Annotated in this window: 18 protein-coding genes; 5 read left to right on the top strand and 13 right to left on the bottom strand. The window is 68.4% G+C overall.

Features of this window, described 5'->3' with window-relative positions; genetic code table 11:
- Window positions 1-14 precede the first annotated feature (14 nt).
- Together HED23_RS27735 and HED23_RS27730 are read right to left on the bottom strand one after the other, a co-directional pair.
- Window positions 15-1,364, bottom strand: a complete 1,350-nt coding sequence (locus HED23_RS27735; protein ID WP_238442135.1) for a hypothetical protein — start codon at window positions 1,362-1,364, stop codon at window positions 15-17.
- Between the two features lie 426 nt (window positions 1,365-1,790).
- Window positions 1,791-2,090, bottom strand: coding sequence for a hypothetical protein (locus HED23_RS27730; protein ID WP_203186097.1), 300 nt, complete (start codon window positions 2,088-2,090; stop codon window positions 1,791-1,793).
- Between the two features lie 47 nt (window positions 2,091-2,137).
- On the opposite strand from HED23_RS27730, the gene HED23_RS27725 reads away from it, so the two are divergent.
- The 4 genes from HED23_RS27725 to HED23_RS27710 all read left to right on the top strand — a co-directional run bounded on the left by HED23_RS27725 (window position 2,138) and on the right by HED23_RS27710 (window position 5,903).
- The gene (locus HED23_RS27725) at window positions 2,138-2,680 is read left to right on the top strand and encodes a hypothetical protein (protein ID WP_238442134.1); all 543 of its coding nucleotides are present in this window, start codon (window positions 2,138-2,140) and stop codon (window positions 2,678-2,680) included.
- A 126-nt stretch (window positions 2,681-2,806) separates the two neighbouring features.
- Window positions 2,807-3,313, top strand: a complete 507-nt coding sequence (locus HED23_RS27720; protein WP_203186096.1) for a hypothetical protein — start codon at window positions 2,807-2,809, stop codon at window positions 3,311-3,313.
- Window positions 3,297-4,037 (top strand): hypothetical protein, encoded by a 741-nt coding sequence (locus HED23_RS27715; protein ID WP_203186095.1) that lies wholly within the window; start codon window positions 3,297-3,299, stop codon window positions 4,035-4,037. The genes HED23_RS27720 and HED23_RS27715 overlap by 17 nt, the downstream gene beginning before the upstream one ends.
- A gap of 123 nt (window positions 4,038-4,160) precedes the next feature.
- Window positions 4,161-5,903, top strand: a complete 1,743-nt coding sequence (locus HED23_RS27710) for a hypothetical protein (protein ID WP_203186094.1) — start codon at window positions 4,161-4,163, stop codon at window positions 5,901-5,903.
- On the opposite strand, the gene HED23_RS27705 is transcribed toward HED23_RS27710, so the two are convergent.
- On the bottom strand, window positions 5,898-6,314 hold the full coding sequence (locus tag HED23_RS27705) for an NUDIX domain-containing protein (protein ID WP_203186093.1): 417 nt from the start codon (window positions 6,312-6,314) through the stop codon (window positions 5,898-5,900). The two genes, HED23_RS27710 and HED23_RS27705, sit on opposite strands and share 6 nt — an antisense overlap.
- A 56-nt stretch (window positions 6,315-6,370) precedes the next feature.
- Here HED23_RS27705 and HED23_RS27700 point away from each other — a divergent pair, with 56 nt between their 5' ends.
- Complete coding sequence (locus HED23_RS27700; protein WP_203186092.1) at window positions 6,371-7,195, top strand: sugar phosphate nucleotidyltransferase; 825 nt, start codon at window positions 6,371-6,373, stop codon at window positions 7,193-7,195.
- Between the two features lie 564 nt (window positions 7,196-7,759).
- Here the strand turns inward: HED23_RS27700 and HED23_RS27695 are convergent.
- The 10 genes from HED23_RS27695 to HED23_RS27650 form a co-directional block, all read right to left on the bottom strand.
- Window positions 7,760-8,263, bottom strand: coding sequence for a hypothetical protein (locus HED23_RS27695; protein ID WP_203186091.1), 504 nt, complete (start codon window positions 8,261-8,263; stop codon window positions 7,760-7,762).
- Entirely contained in the window at window positions 8,260-9,708 is a 1,449-nt protein-coding gene (locus tag HED23_RS27690) for a type IV secretory system conjugative DNA transfer family protein (protein ID WP_203186090.1), read from the bottom strand. The genes HED23_RS27695 and HED23_RS27690 overlap by 4 nt, the downstream gene beginning before the upstream one ends.
- A 41-nt stretch (window positions 9,709-9,749) precedes the next feature.
- Window positions 9,750-10,013, bottom strand: coding sequence for a hypothetical protein (locus tag HED23_RS27685; protein ID WP_203186089.1), 264 nt, complete (start codon window positions 10,011-10,013; stop codon window positions 9,750-9,752).
- A complete protein-coding gene (locus HED23_RS27680; protein ID WP_238442133.1) occupies window positions 10,013-10,333 on the bottom strand; it encodes a DUF6238 family protein in 321 nt (106 codons plus the stop codon). The genes HED23_RS27685 and HED23_RS27680 overlap by 1 nt, the downstream gene beginning before the upstream one ends.
- Window positions 10,334-10,395: 62 nt before the next feature.
- Entirely contained in the window at window positions 10,396-11,832 is a 1,437-nt protein-coding gene (locus HED23_RS27675) for an ATP/GTP-binding protein (RefSeq protein WP_203186087.1), read from the bottom strand.
- Window positions 11,829-13,355, bottom strand: coding sequence for an SCO6880 family protein (locus HED23_RS27670; RefSeq protein ID WP_238442132.1), 1,527 nt, complete (start codon window positions 13,353-13,355; stop codon window positions 11,829-11,831). The genes HED23_RS27675 and HED23_RS27670 overlap by 4 nt, the downstream gene beginning before the upstream one ends.
- 6 nt (window positions 13,356-13,361) lie before the next feature.
- Window positions 13,362-14,996, bottom strand: a complete 1,635-nt coding sequence (locus HED23_RS27665; protein ID WP_238442131.1) for a hypothetical protein — start codon at window positions 14,994-14,996, stop codon at window positions 13,362-13,364.
- Window positions 14,977-16,287: a hypothetical protein gene (locus HED23_RS27660; RefSeq protein WP_238442130.1), complete on the bottom strand. Its 1,311-nt coding sequence runs from the start codon at window positions 16,285-16,287 to the stop codon at window positions 14,977-14,979. Before HED23_RS27660 ends, HED23_RS27665 begins: the two co-directional genes overlap by 20 nt.
- A 3-nt stretch (window positions 16,288-16,290) precedes the next feature.
- The gene (locus HED23_RS27655; protein WP_203186086.1) at window positions 16,291-16,629 is read right to left on the bottom strand and encodes a hypothetical protein; all 339 of its coding nucleotides are present in this window, start codon (window positions 16,627-16,629) and stop codon (window positions 16,291-16,293) included.
- A 50-nt stretch (window positions 16,630-16,679) separates the two neighbouring features.
- On the bottom strand, window positions 16,680-17,657 hold the full coding sequence (locus HED23_RS27650; protein ID WP_203186085.1) for an NlpC/P60 family protein: 978 nt from the start codon (window positions 17,655-17,657) through the stop codon (window positions 16,680-16,682).
- Window positions 17,658-17,661: the final 4 nt, after the last annotated feature.

Genomic DNA, 17,661 nt, shown 5'->3' with positions numbered 1-17,661 from the left:
ACTGTATCCCGGGCCTACCGAGGCAGGGCGGGGCGAGAGGGCTCAAACATGCCGATCTCGGTGCGCAGGTCGCCTGCCAGCGCTGTGGCGCCCATCGAGTTTCGGCCTAGCGCGTCCCTCACCCGCTCGGCTGACCTGACGATCCCGTTGTTCCTCAGGCCCGGGACCAGGTCGAGGACAGGCCGGATTGCCGCTGCCGCACCGTCCAGGTCCTCGGCGTGCAGCCGGACGAGAGCCAGGTTGCACTGCGAGCCGGCGAGATCGCCGAAGGCCCAGTGCGACTGCTCCTGATCGCTGAAGCCGCGGACTGCCTCCTCCGCGCGCGCAGCGAGTTGGGTGTCGCCGTGGCCGAGGAGCACCTCGGACTCGACTACGTAGTAGAGCTGCTTCAGCTCCGGGTAGGTGAGCAGGCCTCCCAGCGCGTCCAGGTCATCGGGCACCACCAGTTCGCGAAGCGACTCTGCCCTCTGATTGGCTGCGCGTACGGCTCCTTCGTCGCCGAGGAGCGCTGCGGCGCGGGCCTCGAGTCCGGGGAGCCAGACGCTGACCGTGCCCCTCTGGTTGGGGGCGTAGGTCGCCCCCTGGCGTGCGTAGTGCAGGGCGTCGTCGGGCCGGCCCGCCCAGTAGGAGATGAGGGACTTGAGCCCGTCAACGACGGCCATCAGGCCCGTGTGCTCTGCCTCCTTCGCGCAGAACGCGGCGACGCGGGTCTGCTGCAGAGCAACCTTGGACTCACCCATGTCGTGGGAGCCCTTCGCCATCAGGAAGGTGAGCACTGTAGCCATGAAGTGCAGTTGCCTGAGCTGGGAAGGGCGGGCTCGTCCGCCTTCGAGGATCCGGAATGTGTCCTCCTGTGCGTTGGCCAGGTCCTCCCAGATCTCCGACAGGGGGGTGCGGGGGTACAGCTCCACGATCCGGGCGACCTCGTCCTGGAGGAAGCCGAGAGCTTCGTCGCCGACCTGGTTGCGTTCCGCACCCAGGGCGAAATCCATTGCGCGTCGTGCTGCCATTACGCCCGTCCTTTTCATCTCGTGCATGGCCAAGCCGGGTTCGGCCGGACCTTCTGCGCGTGACGTGCCGAACAGTGAGGGGAGCTCCGGCACCGTGCCGGCCTCAACTTCAGTCCACAGCTGGTCGATGCTGTAGCCCAGGAGCCGCACCAGCACCCTCCGGGCATCTCGCTGGGGTCTGCGGGTGCCGTAGTACCAGCCCTCGAAGGTCGCCTTTGCCGGGGCGAGAGTCGCGATGGCCGGGTTCCCTTCGAACTCGGCCAGCTCGCGTGCAGCCTTCTTGAAGTAGGGCAGAAACGCTGCGAGGTCGCGGAGCTCACGTTGGTCGAGCAGGTACCGGAGCAGCGTTGGCATGGTCTCCCTCATCTCCTGCACGTTCTGCTTGTCACTGGCGTCGACGGTAGAGCCCCGCCCCCAGGAAGTTGCCCTGGAACCAACGTACTTAGCGGCACCGAGGTGAGTCCGAGGAAAGTACGAGGTTCGGCGTCAACTTGCGTGTGCGTTCCGAGGGAGAGACGGGGCTAGGTCTGGAAGGCGGGCGTCGTCAGGCTCGTACTTGCTCTTGCTGACAGTGCCGGTACGAACCATTCGCGTAATCAGGGAGTCCCTGTGTCCATCGAGACCGCACGGCCGCCAGTGCACCCGGACGGTGCGGCGGAGCCTCGCTTACCGCTCGGCAGTCGGCCGACGCCTTCGTCGGATCCCTTGCCGAGCTCGCCAGTCGATCGCGAGTGGAGCAGGGTGTTCCAGCTTGAGCCCGGTGCAGCACAACTGGCGCGCTTACACGCCCGGACCCGGCTGACGATGCTCCGATGGCCGGGGAACCGCGAGTCCGCTACGCAGGTCGTCGGCATCCTCGTCGGCAATGCCGTCAAGCATGCCGACCCGGGCGCGCAGCATGATGACCGGCTCCTGAGGCTGAGGCTCGCCATCACGGAGGATCACGCTCTTCTGATCGATGTCGAGGACCCTCTCCCCGAGTTCCGTCACTTTGAGCGGGCGCAGGCCGGCGAGCTCGGCTGTGGTCTCTGGACGGTGCGCCGTCTTGGGGGTGCTCTTTCCTGGCACCTGTGCGAGCACGGTGGCAAGGCTGTCCGTGCACGCCTCCTCCCGGGCCTGGTGCAGCCGTGATTACCTCGACCGCGCCGCCGGCCCAGATCGCCGTCGAGATGATGCAGCAGCTGGTCGAGTCCAGTGGACCGGCCCGCGAGCCGGCTGCCGATATGGCGGACCTCGCTGAAGTGATCCGGACGCTTCTGGCGGTCGAGGCCAGACGCGATACGCGGGTGCGTCTCGGCGGCAACCTGTTCGATGTCGTGATCACCGGTTTCGACTCTCAGGCCCGCAAGGTCGTCAATCGCATGGACGAGCAGCAGAACGGCTGCGGGCCGGTCATCGAGGATCCTGAGGCCGAGTGGCTGTACTGGCTGGTCCCGCCCGGTTCCTCCGCCCGCTGGGAGCCCCACGAGTACGCCGTGTGCCTCGGTGCGCCTCACACGATCACCCTGCCTTCCCTGAACCGCGCCGCGCCTCCGGGCCCGTACTGGCTCCGTCCGTCCGCGAGCGACCGCCTTGTGCCTCTCCTGCCCCTCCGGAGCGCCCTTGACGTGTGCCGCCCTGAGCCAACACCGCATGCCGCCCTCGCGGCGCAACTCGGTTTGACCCCCTGAACTCCGTGCTCGCCGACGCCGTCCCCCTGGACGTTGGCGAGCACGGATCCCCCCGTCCTGGTGCCGGTCCCTGAACCGGCTCCGGCACCAGGGCCGGCCCTGTGCAGAGCTGCACCGGAGGATGCTGTGCTGGAGATCGTCCCCGCCGACGAGATCGACGACGACTGGCCGTACTACGACCGCGAGGTTTCACGGCGGCGGTTGAGTGCCGGCAGCAGACTCGCAGCCCTGCGCCGCAGCTTCTTCGAGAGCGCCGTCTCCACGATCGCGCCGCACCGTCCCATCAGGGTCTCCACGTACGTACTGGCCGGGCCCGACGTCGACGTCGAAGCCGAGCACGCTCTCCTCAATGAGTTCGCCGGGGGCCGGAACTGGCGTGTGCACCGCGAACGCTTCACCGACCAACCACCCGGCGGCCCGACGCCGACCGACCTACGGCCCGAATTCAACCGGGCCTGCCGACACGCGGGAGCTGGCTTCGTGGACGGCATCCTTACGACCAGCCGGCAGGCCATGCCCCCCGCCGACGACGCCTACGAGCACTTCCTGCACTGGTTGCACGACCGTCGCGCCTTTATCGCCTACGGACAGCTGACACCCGGAAGGAACTGTGAACATGCCAGCAACTGCTGACAGCATGCTCCCGGCCCGGGACCGGGTTCAGCACTACTGGCGCGGCCTACACGTCCCGTTCATCGCCACGTGGAGCTTCGAAACGGTCTTCCACCCCCAGGTGATCCGCGCCTCCTACCGTGGGGTGTGGGGTATCGGCTACACCGACGAGTCGGAAGTCACCGACCGGCGGCACGGCGCCCTGTGGGTACGTCGAGCAGTCGCGCGCGGGAAGGGGACTCCAGCGCTCGCCGGTCTCCACCCGATGCGCCAGCGCCAGGCCATGGCCCACCTGCTGTGTCAGGTCTGCGGCAACAGCACGTTTGACGAGCACTGGAAGTTCTGGGGCGAACGGCACTTGTTCCTCATGCGTGCTCTCGACCCTGGGCAGGTCATATCGGACGGGGAAACGACAGACTCACCCCCCGTCTGTATCCCGTGCGCACTTGAGTCCGTCGAGGCGTGCTCGCACATCCGGCAGGGGTGGACCGCCGCGCTGGTCAAGGACGCGCGACCGTGGGGTGTAGCCGGTGTCCTGCACGACCCGTCAACGCTCGCACCGAAGCTCGGCCCCGGCAATCGGCTGATCGAGCGGCCGTTCGGTCACAAGGAATACGCGTGGATCAACGCCGCCCGCGAGCTTGTCCAGCTCGAAGGCGTGACCCCCGTCGACCTCCACGAGCTCGCCGCCGAGACGACGTCCGCAGGGATCGCAATCGCAGACGCGAGCACGGACGCAGGCTGAGTAGCCCATGTGCCGACGTGTGTGCCAACTGGCGGTGTTCCTAATCGCCATCGTTCTCGTCGTCACCGCAGCCTTCATCAAGCCCATGTAGCTCTTGGCATTTTCGAGTCACCTGGAGAATGAATGCTTACAGCTGATCTCACGGCCCTTGCCATGCGGGTGGCCGCGCTCCACGGACAGTACGAAGCTGAGAGCCTGGCGCACACGACGGCGCCAGTGCTGGCCCTGGGTACCTTCGAGCGCGTCGGGTCGAACTGGTTGTCCGACTCGTTGCGCGCAGAAATGCCCCAGCACAACGAACCGTTTCGTCAGCAGCTCAGCAGAAAGCACCCGACGTCCCCGCACAACCGCATTCCGCTCGAACTGACCGGGGGCGCCTGGCTCGGTGAGCTCGAGCAGCACCACCTGGCCTGTGCACTGAGCGATCTCTATGGGCATCCGCGGCACCTGGTCAAGGAGACGAACCTCTTCTTCTCCACGGACACCACGCTCACGCTCTTGCCCTACTCTCCCGTTCTGGTTCTCACCCGTGCTCCGGTCGGGGTGGCCTCCAGTTTTGCCCGCGGACGCCTCTGGAAGCGCTGGGGCTACGGCGAGCGGTACGCCCAGGTCGCAGTGACCGCCCGCTCTGCACGGTGGCGCGACGAGTTCGAACTGCTGCTGCCGCAGGACGACCCCGAGGAACCCGTCGCGCTGGGGCGGCTGATGGCTGTGAACGCGCTGCTACTGGCCCGCGCCCTCAAGGGACGGGCCCACGCCATCGTTTCGTACGAGCGGCACGTCACGGACCCCACGGGGGCTCTGGGCCGAATTGCCGCCCTGCTGAACGTCGACCTGCCGGCCAAGGTGCAGCCGCGGCCTACCAACCCCATCGCCGCTGACTCCACGTTTGCCACAACCAGGCACAAGAGCGAACTCATCGCCGGCCTGGACTGTCGTACGGCGGAACTGGTGAGCGAACACGTCAATGCCACCCTTGGCCGCGCTGCGCAGACGCTCGATCCGCAGGTCACCGCGACTGCTGCCGAATGGCTGGCCGGAGACGACCTGTACGAGCTGCACGAACCGGTCGCACGCCCGCGCCGGGCCGAGCGGCCAGCTGCAGCCGGGCCGAAGGCACCGCTTCCCGGCTACTGCCCGATGGCTGGTGTGTCCTGGCGGAACACGCTGGTCACCAACGCTGAAATGGCCGACCTCCTGACCATGCTGCACGTAGCTGGAATGCCGAACACCCAGTGCGGCACGAATCTCCTGCTGTGCCCGATGCCGCACGAACGTGGCGGCCGGTTGCACTTCGATGCCAAGGGGCGGCGATGGGCGGTGAGTCCTGGCTTCGAGGCGCACCCGGCGTACTGGGTCACGTGGGTGGGAGCAGCCGTCATGGCCGCATGGGCGGGGGCACGTCTTCCCACCCGCGCCGAAGCGCTGGAAGCCAGCCTCGGAGCGCCGCCGGCGCGCAACAGCGCCTACGCGATAGGGGACGCGTCCTGTGTCGTCGAGCCAGGCCTCGGTGCCGGTCAGGTCCACCACCTAGTGGGGAACCTCCAGGTCTGGTGCAGCGACGGCCCCGCCCAGGGCGCGGAGCGTCCCGAGCAGCGCTTCCTGTTCGGTGCGGCATGGAACACCCCGGGCACCAGGGCGGCGATCCAGGCGAAGCGGTCGCGGTATCTGCTGGGCTCCTCGCGCGGCGTCGGCGTCCGCCTTGTCCGCGACCCCGACACCACTCAGGCAACCGGGCTCGGCGCCTGGGAGCTGGCACACCGCCTCAACGGCTGGATTGATGACCTCGCCGGTCCAGCCCGCTCACTGGGCGAACTGGACCGCCGTATGGTCACTGCACTGACAGCGGCGGCGCCGAGCTCATAGGCCGATCGCGGACTTGGGGCCCATGTATGAGCCGGCCCCAGGAAAGTCCTCCTGACAGAGCTTTACGAACGTCTCGCTGAATTCCAAGCCGGGCAGGTCGTCGAGCTTGACGAACGCGACCTGCCGGATCGGGCGTGTATCCGCGCCCTCGGTGACGGCCCCGATCTGCCCGCCGATCCGTCGGGCCTCGAAGGTGACGTGAACGACATGAGCCTTGACGTTGTCGCACAGGTACAGCAAGCGCCCGACCTCGACCTCGACGCCGGTTTCCTCCCGCATCTCCCGAACCAGGGCTTCGGCCAGAGTCTCGCCGTTCTCGACCTTGCCTCCCGGCAGGCTCCACGACCGCTTGCTGTCCGTGTCCTGGTCAAGAAGCAGGATCGCGCCGTCCTCGATGACGACGCCCGTCACACGTGTATGCATCCCCAGACCGTAGCGCCCACCCACCCGGGCAAGGGGGAACACCGATGAATGAGCGTCCCACCGCGGTTGTCATCGCAGCCGGAGGACTCGGCACCCGCGTAGCAGGTTGGTCCCCGTTCCTGCCTAAGGAACTCCGCCCGGTCCAAGGGCGCCCCGGCCTACTCCACGTGCTCGAGGAGGCCGCCACGCTGGGGGCCGATCGCGCCGTCGTCGTGCACCACCCGTACTACGCCCCGCTCATCGAATGGACCCGGCAGGTCCTCGCCCCCGGGGCCCAGGCCCGATACCGACAGCTCGCGCACCAGCCTGCCGGCCAGCACCCGCTGACCGAAGGCATGCAGGTCGACTTCATTGCACAGCACGGCCGCTACGCCGACATCACCTCCGCGCTGAACGGTGCCGAACATCTGAACACCGGGGACCTCTGTCTGGCCTTCGCTGACAACGTCGACCCCAGCCACACGGCCCTCTCCCACCTCATGGCCACCGCACCCCGGGGCGCCCCGGCAGTTCTCGCGGGACCGTTCACCCTGCAAGGCGCCAGCAGCCACGGGGTGATCATCTGCGCCGGCACAGGACCGAATCGCACCATGGCGGCGCTGGTCGAAAAACCTGACCCCGCTCACGCCGCACAACTGGTTGACGAGCACGGACCGGAGAGCCTTCGCCTGCTCCAGGGCCGCGCCCGGCTCACTCCCGAGCTGCTGCGCTACCTGACAGCATCCGTGCGAAACACGGCCTCGGAGCCAAAGTTGTCCCTCGCTCTCGCCGACTACGCCCGCCACCACGCGGTAGGCGTGGTCACCAGCACCAAAACCATGATCGATCTCGGTATCCCTGACACCGTCGAACTGACCCGTAGCGACTAGGCGGCGGCGCTCTGGCCCTGAGCAATGCCGTTCGGCTTTCCGCAGTGGTTCAGCGTCCATTGAAACTGCCTGAGGACATCATCGAGCACCCGGCGAAGGGGCTACTCGCCTACCTGGAAGGCGACGAAGCGCTCACCGAGCGCGGGTGCTGTTGGAGCGCCGGACGCTCGGAGTCAATCGTGGTGGTCTCTGCCCGGTTCAGGGCCGCCGAATCACCGTAGGTTGACCGTGGTTTTTCCTGTGCTCGGCTCGGAACGGTCGCATCGGATTTCCGAGCGGCGACCTTCGTGAACACGTGCTCCGCGCGATCCAGGGTCAACCGCATCGTGCCGTAAGGCCCCGTGGCGTACCCAGCCCGGTGCCCGTGGAGGTGCAGTTCCCTCACTGCCTGAAGGCCGGCGTCGACCTCCGGCACGTCGTCCGGGGGGACGAGGGCATGCAGTTCCTCCGCCCACTTCCAACCGAGATCACGAAGCACGGTCCGGGCTTCCTCCTGCTCCCAGGCGCTTCGCGCCACCAGTCCGTGACGAGGATCCGTCGAGAAGACCATGCTCGGGTCCGTTATCATCCGGCCGTCTCCTCGACTCGTCCCGCAGATCCCGTCTCCTCGCTCTTGGCCGTGGGCCAGGCCGCGAGCTGGAAACGCGCCGGACGGTCGTCGTGCTTGCCGACGCGGCATTCGTCACCCGCCTTGCCCAACGTCTTGTTCATTCGAGTGAGGAAGCGGTCGTACTGCTCATGCCAGATCACGGACGAGCCCGCCTCCGTATACGCGTCTCCCCTGGCGAAGGCCAGGGCGACGATCTCGTATGCCAGGCCCTCGTGCTTCGCCCAGCACGGCGGGATGACGTCCTGCGGCTGCCAGGCGTACGTCCGGTTCAGCCAGCGGCACACGGAATCGAGCCACGCGGGCATCGGCTTGATCAGCTCTGCTGACAGGGCGCCGATGTCCCACGGGACGGGACCGTCGGCGGCCACGGACTCCTCCGTGCTCCGCTCCGCGATGTACTCCAGGATCAGTGCGGGCGGCTCGGGAAAGGGCTCGAAGCGGGTCAGGGTCTCGATCATGCGGCAGCCGCTCCTTCACGGCGGGCCCACGCCACCGCGTGGGCCTTGGCCTGGTTCCTCTTCTCGGTGGCCCGCCGGTTCCGCTCGGCTTCATTGGCGGCTCGAAGGTCACGGACGTGACCCTCGATCTCGGCCCAGGAATCCCAGGTCCACATGCCGTCGAGCCGGGAGACGATCGGCGGGAGGTTGTCCGCGAGGACCAGGGCGTGCCCCTCGGGAAGGCCCCTGATCTCGTCTCCTCGAAGGACGGGTTCGAGCGCCATGTGCGTGGCCGTCGAGTGACCGCCGCGGTCCCCGCGGGACGTGGTCTTCGTTGTGCGCTCTCGCTCGACCTGACCGCACAGGTCCGACATGTCCTTCAAGAAGTCGGGGTCCTTGTCCCCCGGCAGGACGATGACGTTGTTGGTGAAGGCCGCCAGCTCCTTGGCGGTGTCCTCGCCGAAGCGGGCACGAGCCGACGCCCACGCCTGGAGTCCGTAGATGACCGTGATGCCACGTCCCCGGCCGTCGGCGACGCGTTGGCGGAGGGAGGGGATAGGCGCGATGTTCGGCGCCTCGTCCAAGGCCGCGAGGAGTGCGGGGTCGAGCCGACCGGCCGGGGACGCGAGGGCGTGCGCCTCCGCGAAATCCAGAAGGTCTTCGGCTATCGCGGTGGTCAGGGGCGCGACGCTGTTCACCTCGCTGTCCTTGCCGAGGAGGTAGAGCGTGCCCCCGGCGTCGAGGAACGCGCCGAAGTCCGTAGGGCCCTCTCCGTCTCCCTGAAGGGCGTTGATCACCGACTGGTGCATGAAGGGTTCGAGGGCCGCGTCGAGGGTCGAGGCGGTGTTGCCGACGGTGCGGCTGTCGCCCGTGGTGGCCGTGCGTAGCATGTCGGCCCAGCCGGGGCCAGCGCCCGGGTGAGCGTTGAGGATGCCGAGGGGTGCCGGGTCGGTCAGCTTGCGAGCCCACCGCAGCACCCGGTCGAGGGAGGCGCCGTCGAGGGCGGCGGCATGGAAGAAGGCAGCGAGGATCTTGGACGCCTGCCCCTTGTAGAAGGCGCTGCCCTCGCTGGACTGTGCGGCACCGTTGGGGGTGCGCGAGCCCGCGACGAACGCCTTCCCGCGCATCATCGCCACCTCTGTGTCGGCTGCGCCGTTGATCGGCGTCCACCGGAAGCGCGGGAGGCTCGGCGCGATGTTCTGCGGGTCGAAGACGGCGACGGGGCGACCGTCCCGCTGCCGCGCGTCGAGGGTCAGTTCGACCAGATCGGGCTTGGTCGAGGTGGCCAGGACCGGCCCGGCCCAGCGGCGGACGAGCGGGGCGAAGAACCGCAGAGTCTTTCCGCTGCCCATCGGGCCGATGACCCGGCATGCCTTGTCGGCGCGGGACCACAGCTCGACGCCCTTCGGGCGCTGCGAGGTGCCCAGCGAGTAGCCGAAATCGTGAGGATCGAGGGGGTGGTGCATGACGTACTCCGGAGCGAGGTGGGCGACGAGGAGAGAGAAGGTCAGCGAGCGGCGGAGCGGTCCTTCGCGAAGCTCACCCCGGCTGCGCGGCTGGGGTGGCCGTCGTCGCTGGTGAGGGAGGGCCGGATTTCGGTGGCCTTCAAGACCGCCTTGGCCGACATCTGGCGCTTGAGCTGTGCCTTGCTCGCGAATCCGGCGTTGCGCCGTCCGCGGTTCAGCAGGAACCAGAGCGTCACCAGGGCCACCGCGCACACGGCCGTCATGGCGTACAGGGCCAAGGAGATTCCGCCGGGCATGATGTCCATTACCCGGCCCTCCGGGCGACGCGGGCCGCCAGGTAGCGCATCCGCCGGCCGCACAGCCGCGACATCGACGCGTCGGGCCCGGCACAGCGCGGGGGTGCGGTGTGGAAGGCGCTGTGCAGGTCCTCGGCGGCTCGCCAGATGTGGGCGACGGCCGTACGTACGCGTCCTCCAGCGGCGGAGTAGTCGCCGTGATCCAGCACGAGGGCCAGTTCCTTCATACGCCGTGCGAGGTCGAGCGCTTCGGCGTGCAGCTGGTCGATGTCCTGTCGAACCGCGCGCTCGTCGGCGGGAAGCGTGGCGTGGTCAGTGGTGACGGTCATGGCGAGGGCCCGTTCCGAGTCTGCGTGAAAGGGATCGGCGGTCGAGGGGCGGCGGTATCCGCTCACGCGGCGTCCGGGGAGGTGCTGGTCAGGTCGGTCATCGAGCCGGAGGAGAAGCACAGGTGCTGCTCGGCCTCCACCAAGAGGTGCTGGACGCCGGGGTAGATCACCTCGCCGACCTTCCACAGCGCGATTCCGCGGCGCAGGCGCATGATGTGCTCGGCCGTCCAGGACGGCAGACCCAGCCGGGCCACCGTCGCTTCCGCCTCCGCCTTCTTCTGGCTGTAGATCACGATGGTGTCGGCCATCTTCAACGCCGCTTGGGTCTCCGGGCTGTCGTCAATGTCGGACAGGTGATGGACGATGAAAATGCAGCTCAGCCCGTATCCCCGCGCGAATTTCAGGAACTTCTCAAGCAGCGAAGCGAGTTGGGGGGTCCCGAGAATGTGCCAGGCTTCCTCGCAGACGAGGATGCGCTTGCGCTGCGTGTAGCGGCGGCAGCCAGAGTCGGGGTTCGGCCCCAGCTCCCAGGCCCCGGAGTTCGCGTCGACCACGACGCGGTTGTGCTGCCCCGGCTCCGTCCCGCATTCGCACAGCGGGCGCAGCCAGACCTCTTCGAGGAAGACCGAGATCACGGCGACGAGGATGGTCATGGCGACGCCGCCGGACGGGACCTTCGTCAGGTCGAAAACGATCATGTCGGCGTCGAGATCCACGCCCAGGCTGGTCGGGCCGTCGAGCATGCCCGTCAGGTCGCCGGTGTCGTCCTGTTCACTGCCGCAGAGCCGGTCCAGGACGTAGGACGCCTCCAGGCCGTCACCGAGAAGTTCGTCCCGCGTACGCTTCTTGGCCGTCGCGTCGGCCTCGTCGGGGGATCGCAGCGCGGCGGAGACGTCGGCCAGGACCGGGGTGCGGCCGAGTTCTCCCGCCCGCTGGTGGGCCCTGCGGATCGCGATCCGCAGGGCAGAGCCGGCGAACTCGTCCAGGGCCTTGCCGAGACCGAGTTCAACGATCGTGCGTACCAGCTCGACTTGCCGCTTGCCCGCGATGGCCGGGTCCATCGGGTTGATACACGAGGCACCACGGCCGCCGCCGGGTGCGAACTTCACCGAGGCCTTGCCGGTCAGCGAGCGGCCGAGCGCGGCCCACTCGCCTTCTTCGCGCTCTTTCTGCTCCTTGGTGTCGAGGACGACGACCTGACGCCCGAGGCGAATCTGCCGGGCCGCGTACGTCTTGGTCAGGGCCGACTTGCCCCGGCCCGTGTCCCCCATGACGATCATGTTGCCGCCGGGCAGGCCGTCACCGAACGCCGAGAACGGGCAGTAGATGAACGCCTTGCCCGAGTACAGCTCCCGGCCGATGATCGCGCCCGCCGTGCCGAGGGTCGGCGGGGCGATCGGAAGGTACAGGGCCTGGCTGGTGGTCGTCTCGGTGTAGAGGGGACGGCGCACCGTCTCGTGCATCGGCGACAGCGGGGCGTGGTCGAGGAGGTCGGTCACTTGATGCCTCCGGCGAGGGGCAGGGTCGTGGCGAAGGCACGGGCGTGTTCGAGGTCGAGCCATTCGATCCGCAGGTGCGCGTTGCGGGCGCGGGAGGCGGTAGTGCGCTTGGTGCGCTCCAGCTCTTCGGCGCTGCGCGAGGAGATGGTGATGTAGCCGACTACGGCGGAGCCGGCCGCGCCGGAGGATGCCAGGGTCATGCCGCGTGAGCCGGTGGCGCTGGCGGCGATCTGGTCCCGCGGGTCGATGTTTTTGCCACGCTTGCGGTCTCGGTCGATCTCGGCCTGGTTGTTCGTGTCCTCCGCGAGCATCCGCTCCACGGCCTTGTCGTTGGGTTCGAGCTGCTGCGTGATCGCGATGGTGCGGATGACGTCGGGCATCCCGATCAGCAGAGGCGAGAGGAAGTCGGGGCCGACAGGGGTCGTGGGCCATCCGACGACGGCGGCCGTGGCGTGGTACCAGCTGCCCGTAAAGCCTGCCGCGCGGGTGGCGACGTGGGCACCGTCGCGGACGTCGACGTTGCGGGGGAAGGCGTGCGCCTGCCGGAGGTCGGTGTCCCAGATGGCGTGGTCAGGGTCGTAGGAGTTGCGGATGAACGCGGTCATCCGTCCTTCGTCCAGGGGCGCGATCACGGAGAGGTCGGCGTCCTCCGCGCGGGACCACAGCTCATCCAGGTACGCGGCCATGGCCGCGGCGATCCCTTCGTCACCAGTGCCGCGGGCGGCGCCCTCGGCCGCCAGGTCGCGGGTGAACCGGGCGTGGATGGTGATGTAGTAGCGGTGTTCCTCGGCGCTGGTGGAGACGGCGTTGGCCAGTACGTCGTACGAGTCCTTCAGCCACTGTGGGGCGTCCGTCGTCGCGGCCGACTCGTCGCGCTGCGCGATGTAACGCTGGTGGGCGTAGGGGTCCGACTTCATCTGCCGGGCCAGGACCTGGATGCGCTTCACCGGGTGTTCTTCGACGTTCCCGAAGGCGTCGAGGAGTTCACCCCAGCGCTCCAGGGCGACGATCTGCTCACCCACTTCCTTGCCGCCGAGGCCGGGCGAAGCGATCTCCAGAGTGGCTGTGACGCACCCGGCCTCCGGCTGGAGGACCACGACGGCCTGCTGTCCGCGGACCGTGACCGGCACCCACGTCATGCCCGTAACGCCTTCCGGCTCCACAAGAGCGGCGTCCGGGGGCGTGCCATTGGCACGCACGCCGGCCTCGACAGCCGGGGACACCCACACCCCGCCGGTACGGCGGAGTGCCTTGCGGTGGTAGCGGTTGATCCGCCACCAGCGGTAGAGGGTGCGCCGCTGGGACGTGCCCTTGGGCCGGTACGGGGCGTACACGATGACCAGGGCGAGCAGGATCGGCAGGACCAGGCACGCTGCGGCGATGGCCGTCACGCCGTTGAAGAGGTAGCCAAAGAGGATGCCGATGACGGCTCCGCCGCCGAGGACGACCTGTTCGCCGAGGTCGCGGCGGCCCACCAGCCCCGTGGGGCGGTGCTTTCCGAACTGATACGTACGAGTCGACATGGAAGGTCACTGATCCTTGCTGGGATTCGGTCGTCCGGGTGCCTGGCCGCCCGAGGGCCGCGACGGCGGCGGGGGCGTGACGGAGGGCCCGGAGCCCGAGGTGGTTCCTGATGCGGAGGAGGGGGAGGCGGGCGCTGGCGGGCCCGAGGTCCCCGCGCCGGTTGACGGCGGGGAGGGCGGCTGTGCTGTGCTCGGCGCCCCGCTGGCTTCCGGTGCGCGTCCGGCCGAGGCGTGGCCACCGGCCGAGGACCAGTCCGGAGAAGAGCTGACGACCGGGTCGGAGGTCGCTCCCTGGGGACGAGCGGCGGCCGGTACACCGGACGTACCGGCGGTGTCCTCGCTGCCCTGCTGGCTTTCGGGCTGTTCGGGGTTGCTGCTGCCGCCTGCGGCGTCGGTGCCCTGCGCGCCCGGGGAGCTGGTGGCCTTGTTCTTCGCCATGTCGACGCCGGCCTTGGCAATGGCGGCCCCCGCCGCGACCGGTCCGGCCACAGCAGTTCCGCCGCCCATCTTCGCGCCAGCGGTCTTGGCGCCAGCGGTCTTGGAGCCGCCGACCAAGGAGTCCTGGACACGAGCGCCCATCGCCCTGTTGGCGTGCTGGGCGGGGCCGTCGATCGCGGCGGCCGGGCCGGAGGACTGTGCACTCTTCCGGTCGTGGTGGAGGCTGGCCATCTCGTCGCCGAAGGCGGGCACCCACTTGTAGAGCGTGGCGGACGCGAAGACGGCGAGCAGGAGGATCAGCGCGCCGACCAGGGTCTTGGAGACCGCGTCGGACATGCTCCCCGAGGTGTCGCTGAGGATCGCGCCGCCCAGGCCCAGCAGAGCGAACAGGATCGGTTTGCTCAGGCCGATGGCGAAGATGGCGCCGAACCATTTCTTCGACTTGCCCCACAGGTCGCGATCGACCAGCCCGGCGTTGACGATCGGACCGAGCGCGACGGCCACGTAGATGGCCGCGCTGCGGATCAGCAGCTCGATCCACATCAGCAGGGCGCCGCACATCATGATGAGGTTGACGACCAGCAGCTGTCCCACGCCCTCCGTGGGGTTGGCCGCCATGACCTTGAGGATGTTCTCCAGGAACGGCTTGAAGTTGCTCGTCGCGTACGGCTCGAAGACGGCCGTGACTTCGTCAATGGCCTTCATCAACAGCGCGATTGCGCCCGGTGTCATGGCGTTGACCACGAACTGGAGGAGCAGGAAGCCGATCGCCTCGGAGACGGCGGTGGTCAGGGCGACTCCGCGGACCGCCCGCTTGGCGACAGCGATCAACCAGAGGGCCACGGTGAGCAGGCTGGAGGCCGCGAAGATGATTGCGTACTGCTTCAGGAAGCCGGGGCTCGTCAGGTCGATCTTCGTGGTGTTCTGGATCAGCTCCAGCATCTTGCGCAGGAACCAGATGTTCGCCTCGGTGAGCTTCTGGAGCAGGAACCCCAGCGGATCCTTGACGAAGTCCACGGCCGCCTTCGCCTCACACACCATCGGGATGTAGCAGAAGGGATTGGCCACCGCTGAGGGCACGAACACGAACCCGATGATCACGTTGACCATCGCCACCGCCTGGAGGCGGCGGCGCAAGCGACCCGGCGCTCCCCGCTCGACGGTCAACAGGCCGGGGGTGTCGTCACGCAGTCGCAGGCGCATTGCTGACACCCCCCACGCCCGCGAAGCTGTCGGCCGGGGCCGCCTCCTGCATGGCCGGCGGAGACGGCACGAGCGGTTCGGACGGCGTGACGGCCGTCGTCTTCCAGGTGCCGTCCTCCCAGACCAGATCCACGGTCATACGCAGGAAGGCGACCTGCGGGCGCTGCGCCTCGTCCTTACCGGCGACGCCCCCCACCGACGCCGTCCACAGCTCCACGCTCGCGGCCTGGTCGGAGTAGGAGATCGAGCGGGTGGCGAGCGCCGCCGTCCGCGTGATCAGCTCGCTGCCGTCGACGGTCGTCCCGTCCGCACCGACACCCCGGTTCTCCATGACCAGACGAGCAGTCGAGTCGGTGTCCGAGGTGACCGAGTGCAGCACGGTCGACGCGGCCGTGGCCGACAGCATCCGGTGCCGCCAGTCCTCATCGGTGAAGAACCGAGGGTCGCCGTAGAGCATGGTGGCGCTGACGGCAGCGGCACGAGCGCCGCGCTCGTTGTGTCCGTACGGTGCCGGGAATCCACTTCGGTCTTCGGCGCCGCTCAGCACAGGGTCTTCTGCAGCGGCCTGAACGTAGTCCGAGAAGTCGCCCGGTACGTTGGATGCCTGCCGCACGTCGATCGGAGCGATCAGTCCCGTCGAGGCCGAGCTGTCCTTCAGCTTCCAGTCATCGGACTCCCAGGTGAGGGTGACCGTCACCGACTGGAAGCCCGTCTTCGGTGTCGCGTGACCGGCCGTGCTGCCGCGAACCGTCGTCGTCCACAGCCGCACCATCGCCCCGTGAGTGTCGAAGCCCAGGACATGTGCCGAGAGGACACCGGTACGCGCGACGGTCTTCTTGACGGAGACCTTGGAGGTGTCGCCCCGCAGGGAGCCGACCGCGTCCTCGGCGGCGCGGTCGGCCTTCTTCACCGCCGCATCAGCCGAGCCCTTGGCCGCCATAACTGCCACCGCACGGTGCCGCGCGTCCTTGTCCGTGAGGAACTGCGAGCTCCCGCTGACCGTCGTGTAGTTGGCCGCTGCCGCCTTGGCGCCGGATCGAGTGTGCGGGTAGCCGACGGGGACGCCGTGCAGCTCCCGCACGCCTTCCCCGCTCGCCTGCGGAGCCGAGTGGGCGGGTGCCGAGACGGAGGGGGCCGTGGCCGGAGGGGTGCCCGTCGTCACGCTGACGACCACCCCGGCCGCGGTGACCACGGCCGCGCCGCCAGCAGCGATGCCCCAGAGCTTGGCCGACGAGCGGCGCGCTCCGCTGGCTTTCGAGGAGGGAACGTTCCTCCGGGATCGGATAGGCATGGGTCACACACCCATGCCGTACGTGATGGCGAAGATGGTGCCGAAGCTGGCCACGAGGAAGACGCAGGTCAGACCGCCGACCATCATGCCCTTGCCGCGCGAGCTGTCCATCGTGGAGTGGCCCTCACCGAACCACCCCTTCGACTTGCCGACACCGGCGAGGAAGGCGCCGGCGCCGACGACGAGGACGACGGCGGCGATGACACCCAGGATCACCTTTGCCGTGCCTCCGAGCTTCCCGAACGGGCCCCAGTCCGGCTTCACGCCGGACACGACATCGACACCGGCGGCGAGGGTCGCGTGCAGGGAGGGATCGGCAGCGGCAGAAAGGAGGTTGTGCATGGTTCAGCCCCTTGGTGCTGTAAAGAATGGTTTGGAATGTTTTGGCATGCTTAGCCGACGTGCCGCATCGCGATGATCTGCGGTTTCCAGTAGCTGAGCGGCTTGATCCGCACCTGAGCCCCGGTGTGCGGTGCGTCGATGACCTGGCCGCCGCCGATGTACATGCCGACGTGCTCAGGGCCAGCGCTGCCCGGGACGCTGAACAACAGGTCGCCCGGGGCGATCTGGGAGACGCCCTTGACGGCAGTCCCTGCGTGGACCTGGTCGTAGGTGGTTCGCGGCAGGTTCACTCCCGCCGCTGACCAGGCCATCTTGGTGAGTGAGGAGCAGTCGCAGCCGCCCATGCCCTTGTACGGCATGGCACAGCTGCCGCCCCACTGGTACCAACTGCCCAGGGCCGTCTTCGCGGCCGTGATCGCGCGGGCGGCGCCCTTGCCGGCTGGTGCGTCCGGGCGGACGGCATCGGCCCATTTCGAGGCCAGCGCACGGATATTGCGCACGTACTCACGGGTCTCCGAGTACGGCGGAATCCCGTTGTGCTTGATCACTGCAGGGCCGCCCGCGTTGTACGCGGCCAGCATGTTGTCCGTCGAGTCGCCAGGTACCTTCTTGACTTCGTCGGCCAAGGTGCAGTCGTACGCGGCCTGCGCGGCGATGGCGTCGGCGGGATTGCGGATGTCCTTGACCCCGTCGCCGTCGCCGTCCTTGCCGTGCTGAGCCCAGGTCCCCGGCACGAACTGCGCAATGCCGAGAGCCCCCTTGAGTGACTTGGCACCGGAGTTGAAACCCGATTCCGTGTACAGCTGAGCCGCCAGCAGGGAGGCGGTGACCTGCGGGCACTCGCCCGCGTGCTTGTTGATCAGCTCACGGACCCAGCCCGGCACGGGAGCGTCCGTCGTGATGCCGCCACCCGGGCCGGCTTCCTGCGCGGAGGCGCTGTCGGCCCCTCCGAACGTGGTCAGCATGGCGACACCGGTGATGAGCCCGGCCGTGACGAGTCCCAGGCCAGCTTGCGTGCCCTTGTTCATCGCG

It is taken from the genome of Streptomyces pratensis, from assembly GCF_016804005.1.
Taxonomy (GTDB): Bacteria; Actinomycetota; Actinomycetes; order Streptomycetales; family Streptomycetaceae; genus Streptomyces; species Streptomyces pratensis_A.
The sequence above is the reverse complement of the archived record's forward strand: the minus strand, read 5'-3'. Positions and strand labels throughout refer to the sequence as shown.

Bases quoted from the DNA above. Each gene is read 5' to 3' on its own strand.
- HED23_RS27665 (WP_238442131.1), bottom strand. From the start codon at position 14,996: ATGCGCCTGCGACTGCGTGACGACACCCCCGGCCTGTTGACCGTCGAG.
- HED23_RS27685 (WP_203186089.1), bottom strand. From the start codon at position 10,013: ATGGACATCATGCCCGGCGGAATCTCCTTGGCCCTGTACGCCATGACG.
- HED23_RS27660 (WP_238442130.1), bottom strand. From the start codon at position 16,287: ATGCCTATCCGATCCCGGAGGAACGTTCCCTCCTCGAAAGCCAGCGGA.
- HED23_RS27700 (WP_203186092.1), top strand. From the start codon at position 6,371: ATGAATGAGCGTCCCACCGCGGTTGTCATCGCAGCCGGAGGACTCGGC.
- HED23_RS27710 (WP_203186094.1), top strand. From the start codon at position 4,161: ATGCTTACAGCTGATCTCACGGCCCTTGCCATGCGGGTGGCCGCGCTC.
- HED23_RS27670 (WP_238442132.1), bottom strand. From the start codon at position 13,355: ATGTCGACTCGTACGTATCAGTTCGGAAAGCACCGCCCCACGGGGCTG.
- HED23_RS27690 (WP_203186090.1), bottom strand. From the start codon at position 9,708: ATGCACCACCCCCTCGATCCTCACGATTTCGGCTACTCGCTGGGCACC.
- HED23_RS27715 (WP_203186095.1), top strand. From the start codon at position 3,297: ATGCCAGCAACTGCTGACAGCATGCTCCCGGCCCGGGACCGGGTTCAG.
- HED23_RS27735 (WP_238442135.1), bottom strand. From the start codon at position 1,364: ATGCCAACGCTGCTCCGGTACCTGCTCGACCAACGTGAGCTCCGCGAC.
- HED23_RS27695 (WP_203186091.1), bottom strand. From the start codon at position 8,263: ATGATCGAGACCCTGACCCGCTTCGAGCCCTTTCCCGAGCCGCCCGCA.
- HED23_RS27655 (WP_203186086.1), bottom strand. From the start codon at position 16,629: ATGCACAACCTCCTTTCTGCCGCTGCCGATCCCTCCCTGCACGCGACC.
- HED23_RS27650 (WP_203186085.1), bottom strand. From the start codon at position 17,657: ATGAACAAGGGCACGCAAGCTGGCCTGGGACTCGTCACGGCCGGGCTC.
- HED23_RS27680 (WP_238442133.1), bottom strand. From the start codon at position 10,333: ATGACCGTCACCACTGACCACGCCACGCTTCCCGCCGACGAGCGCGCG.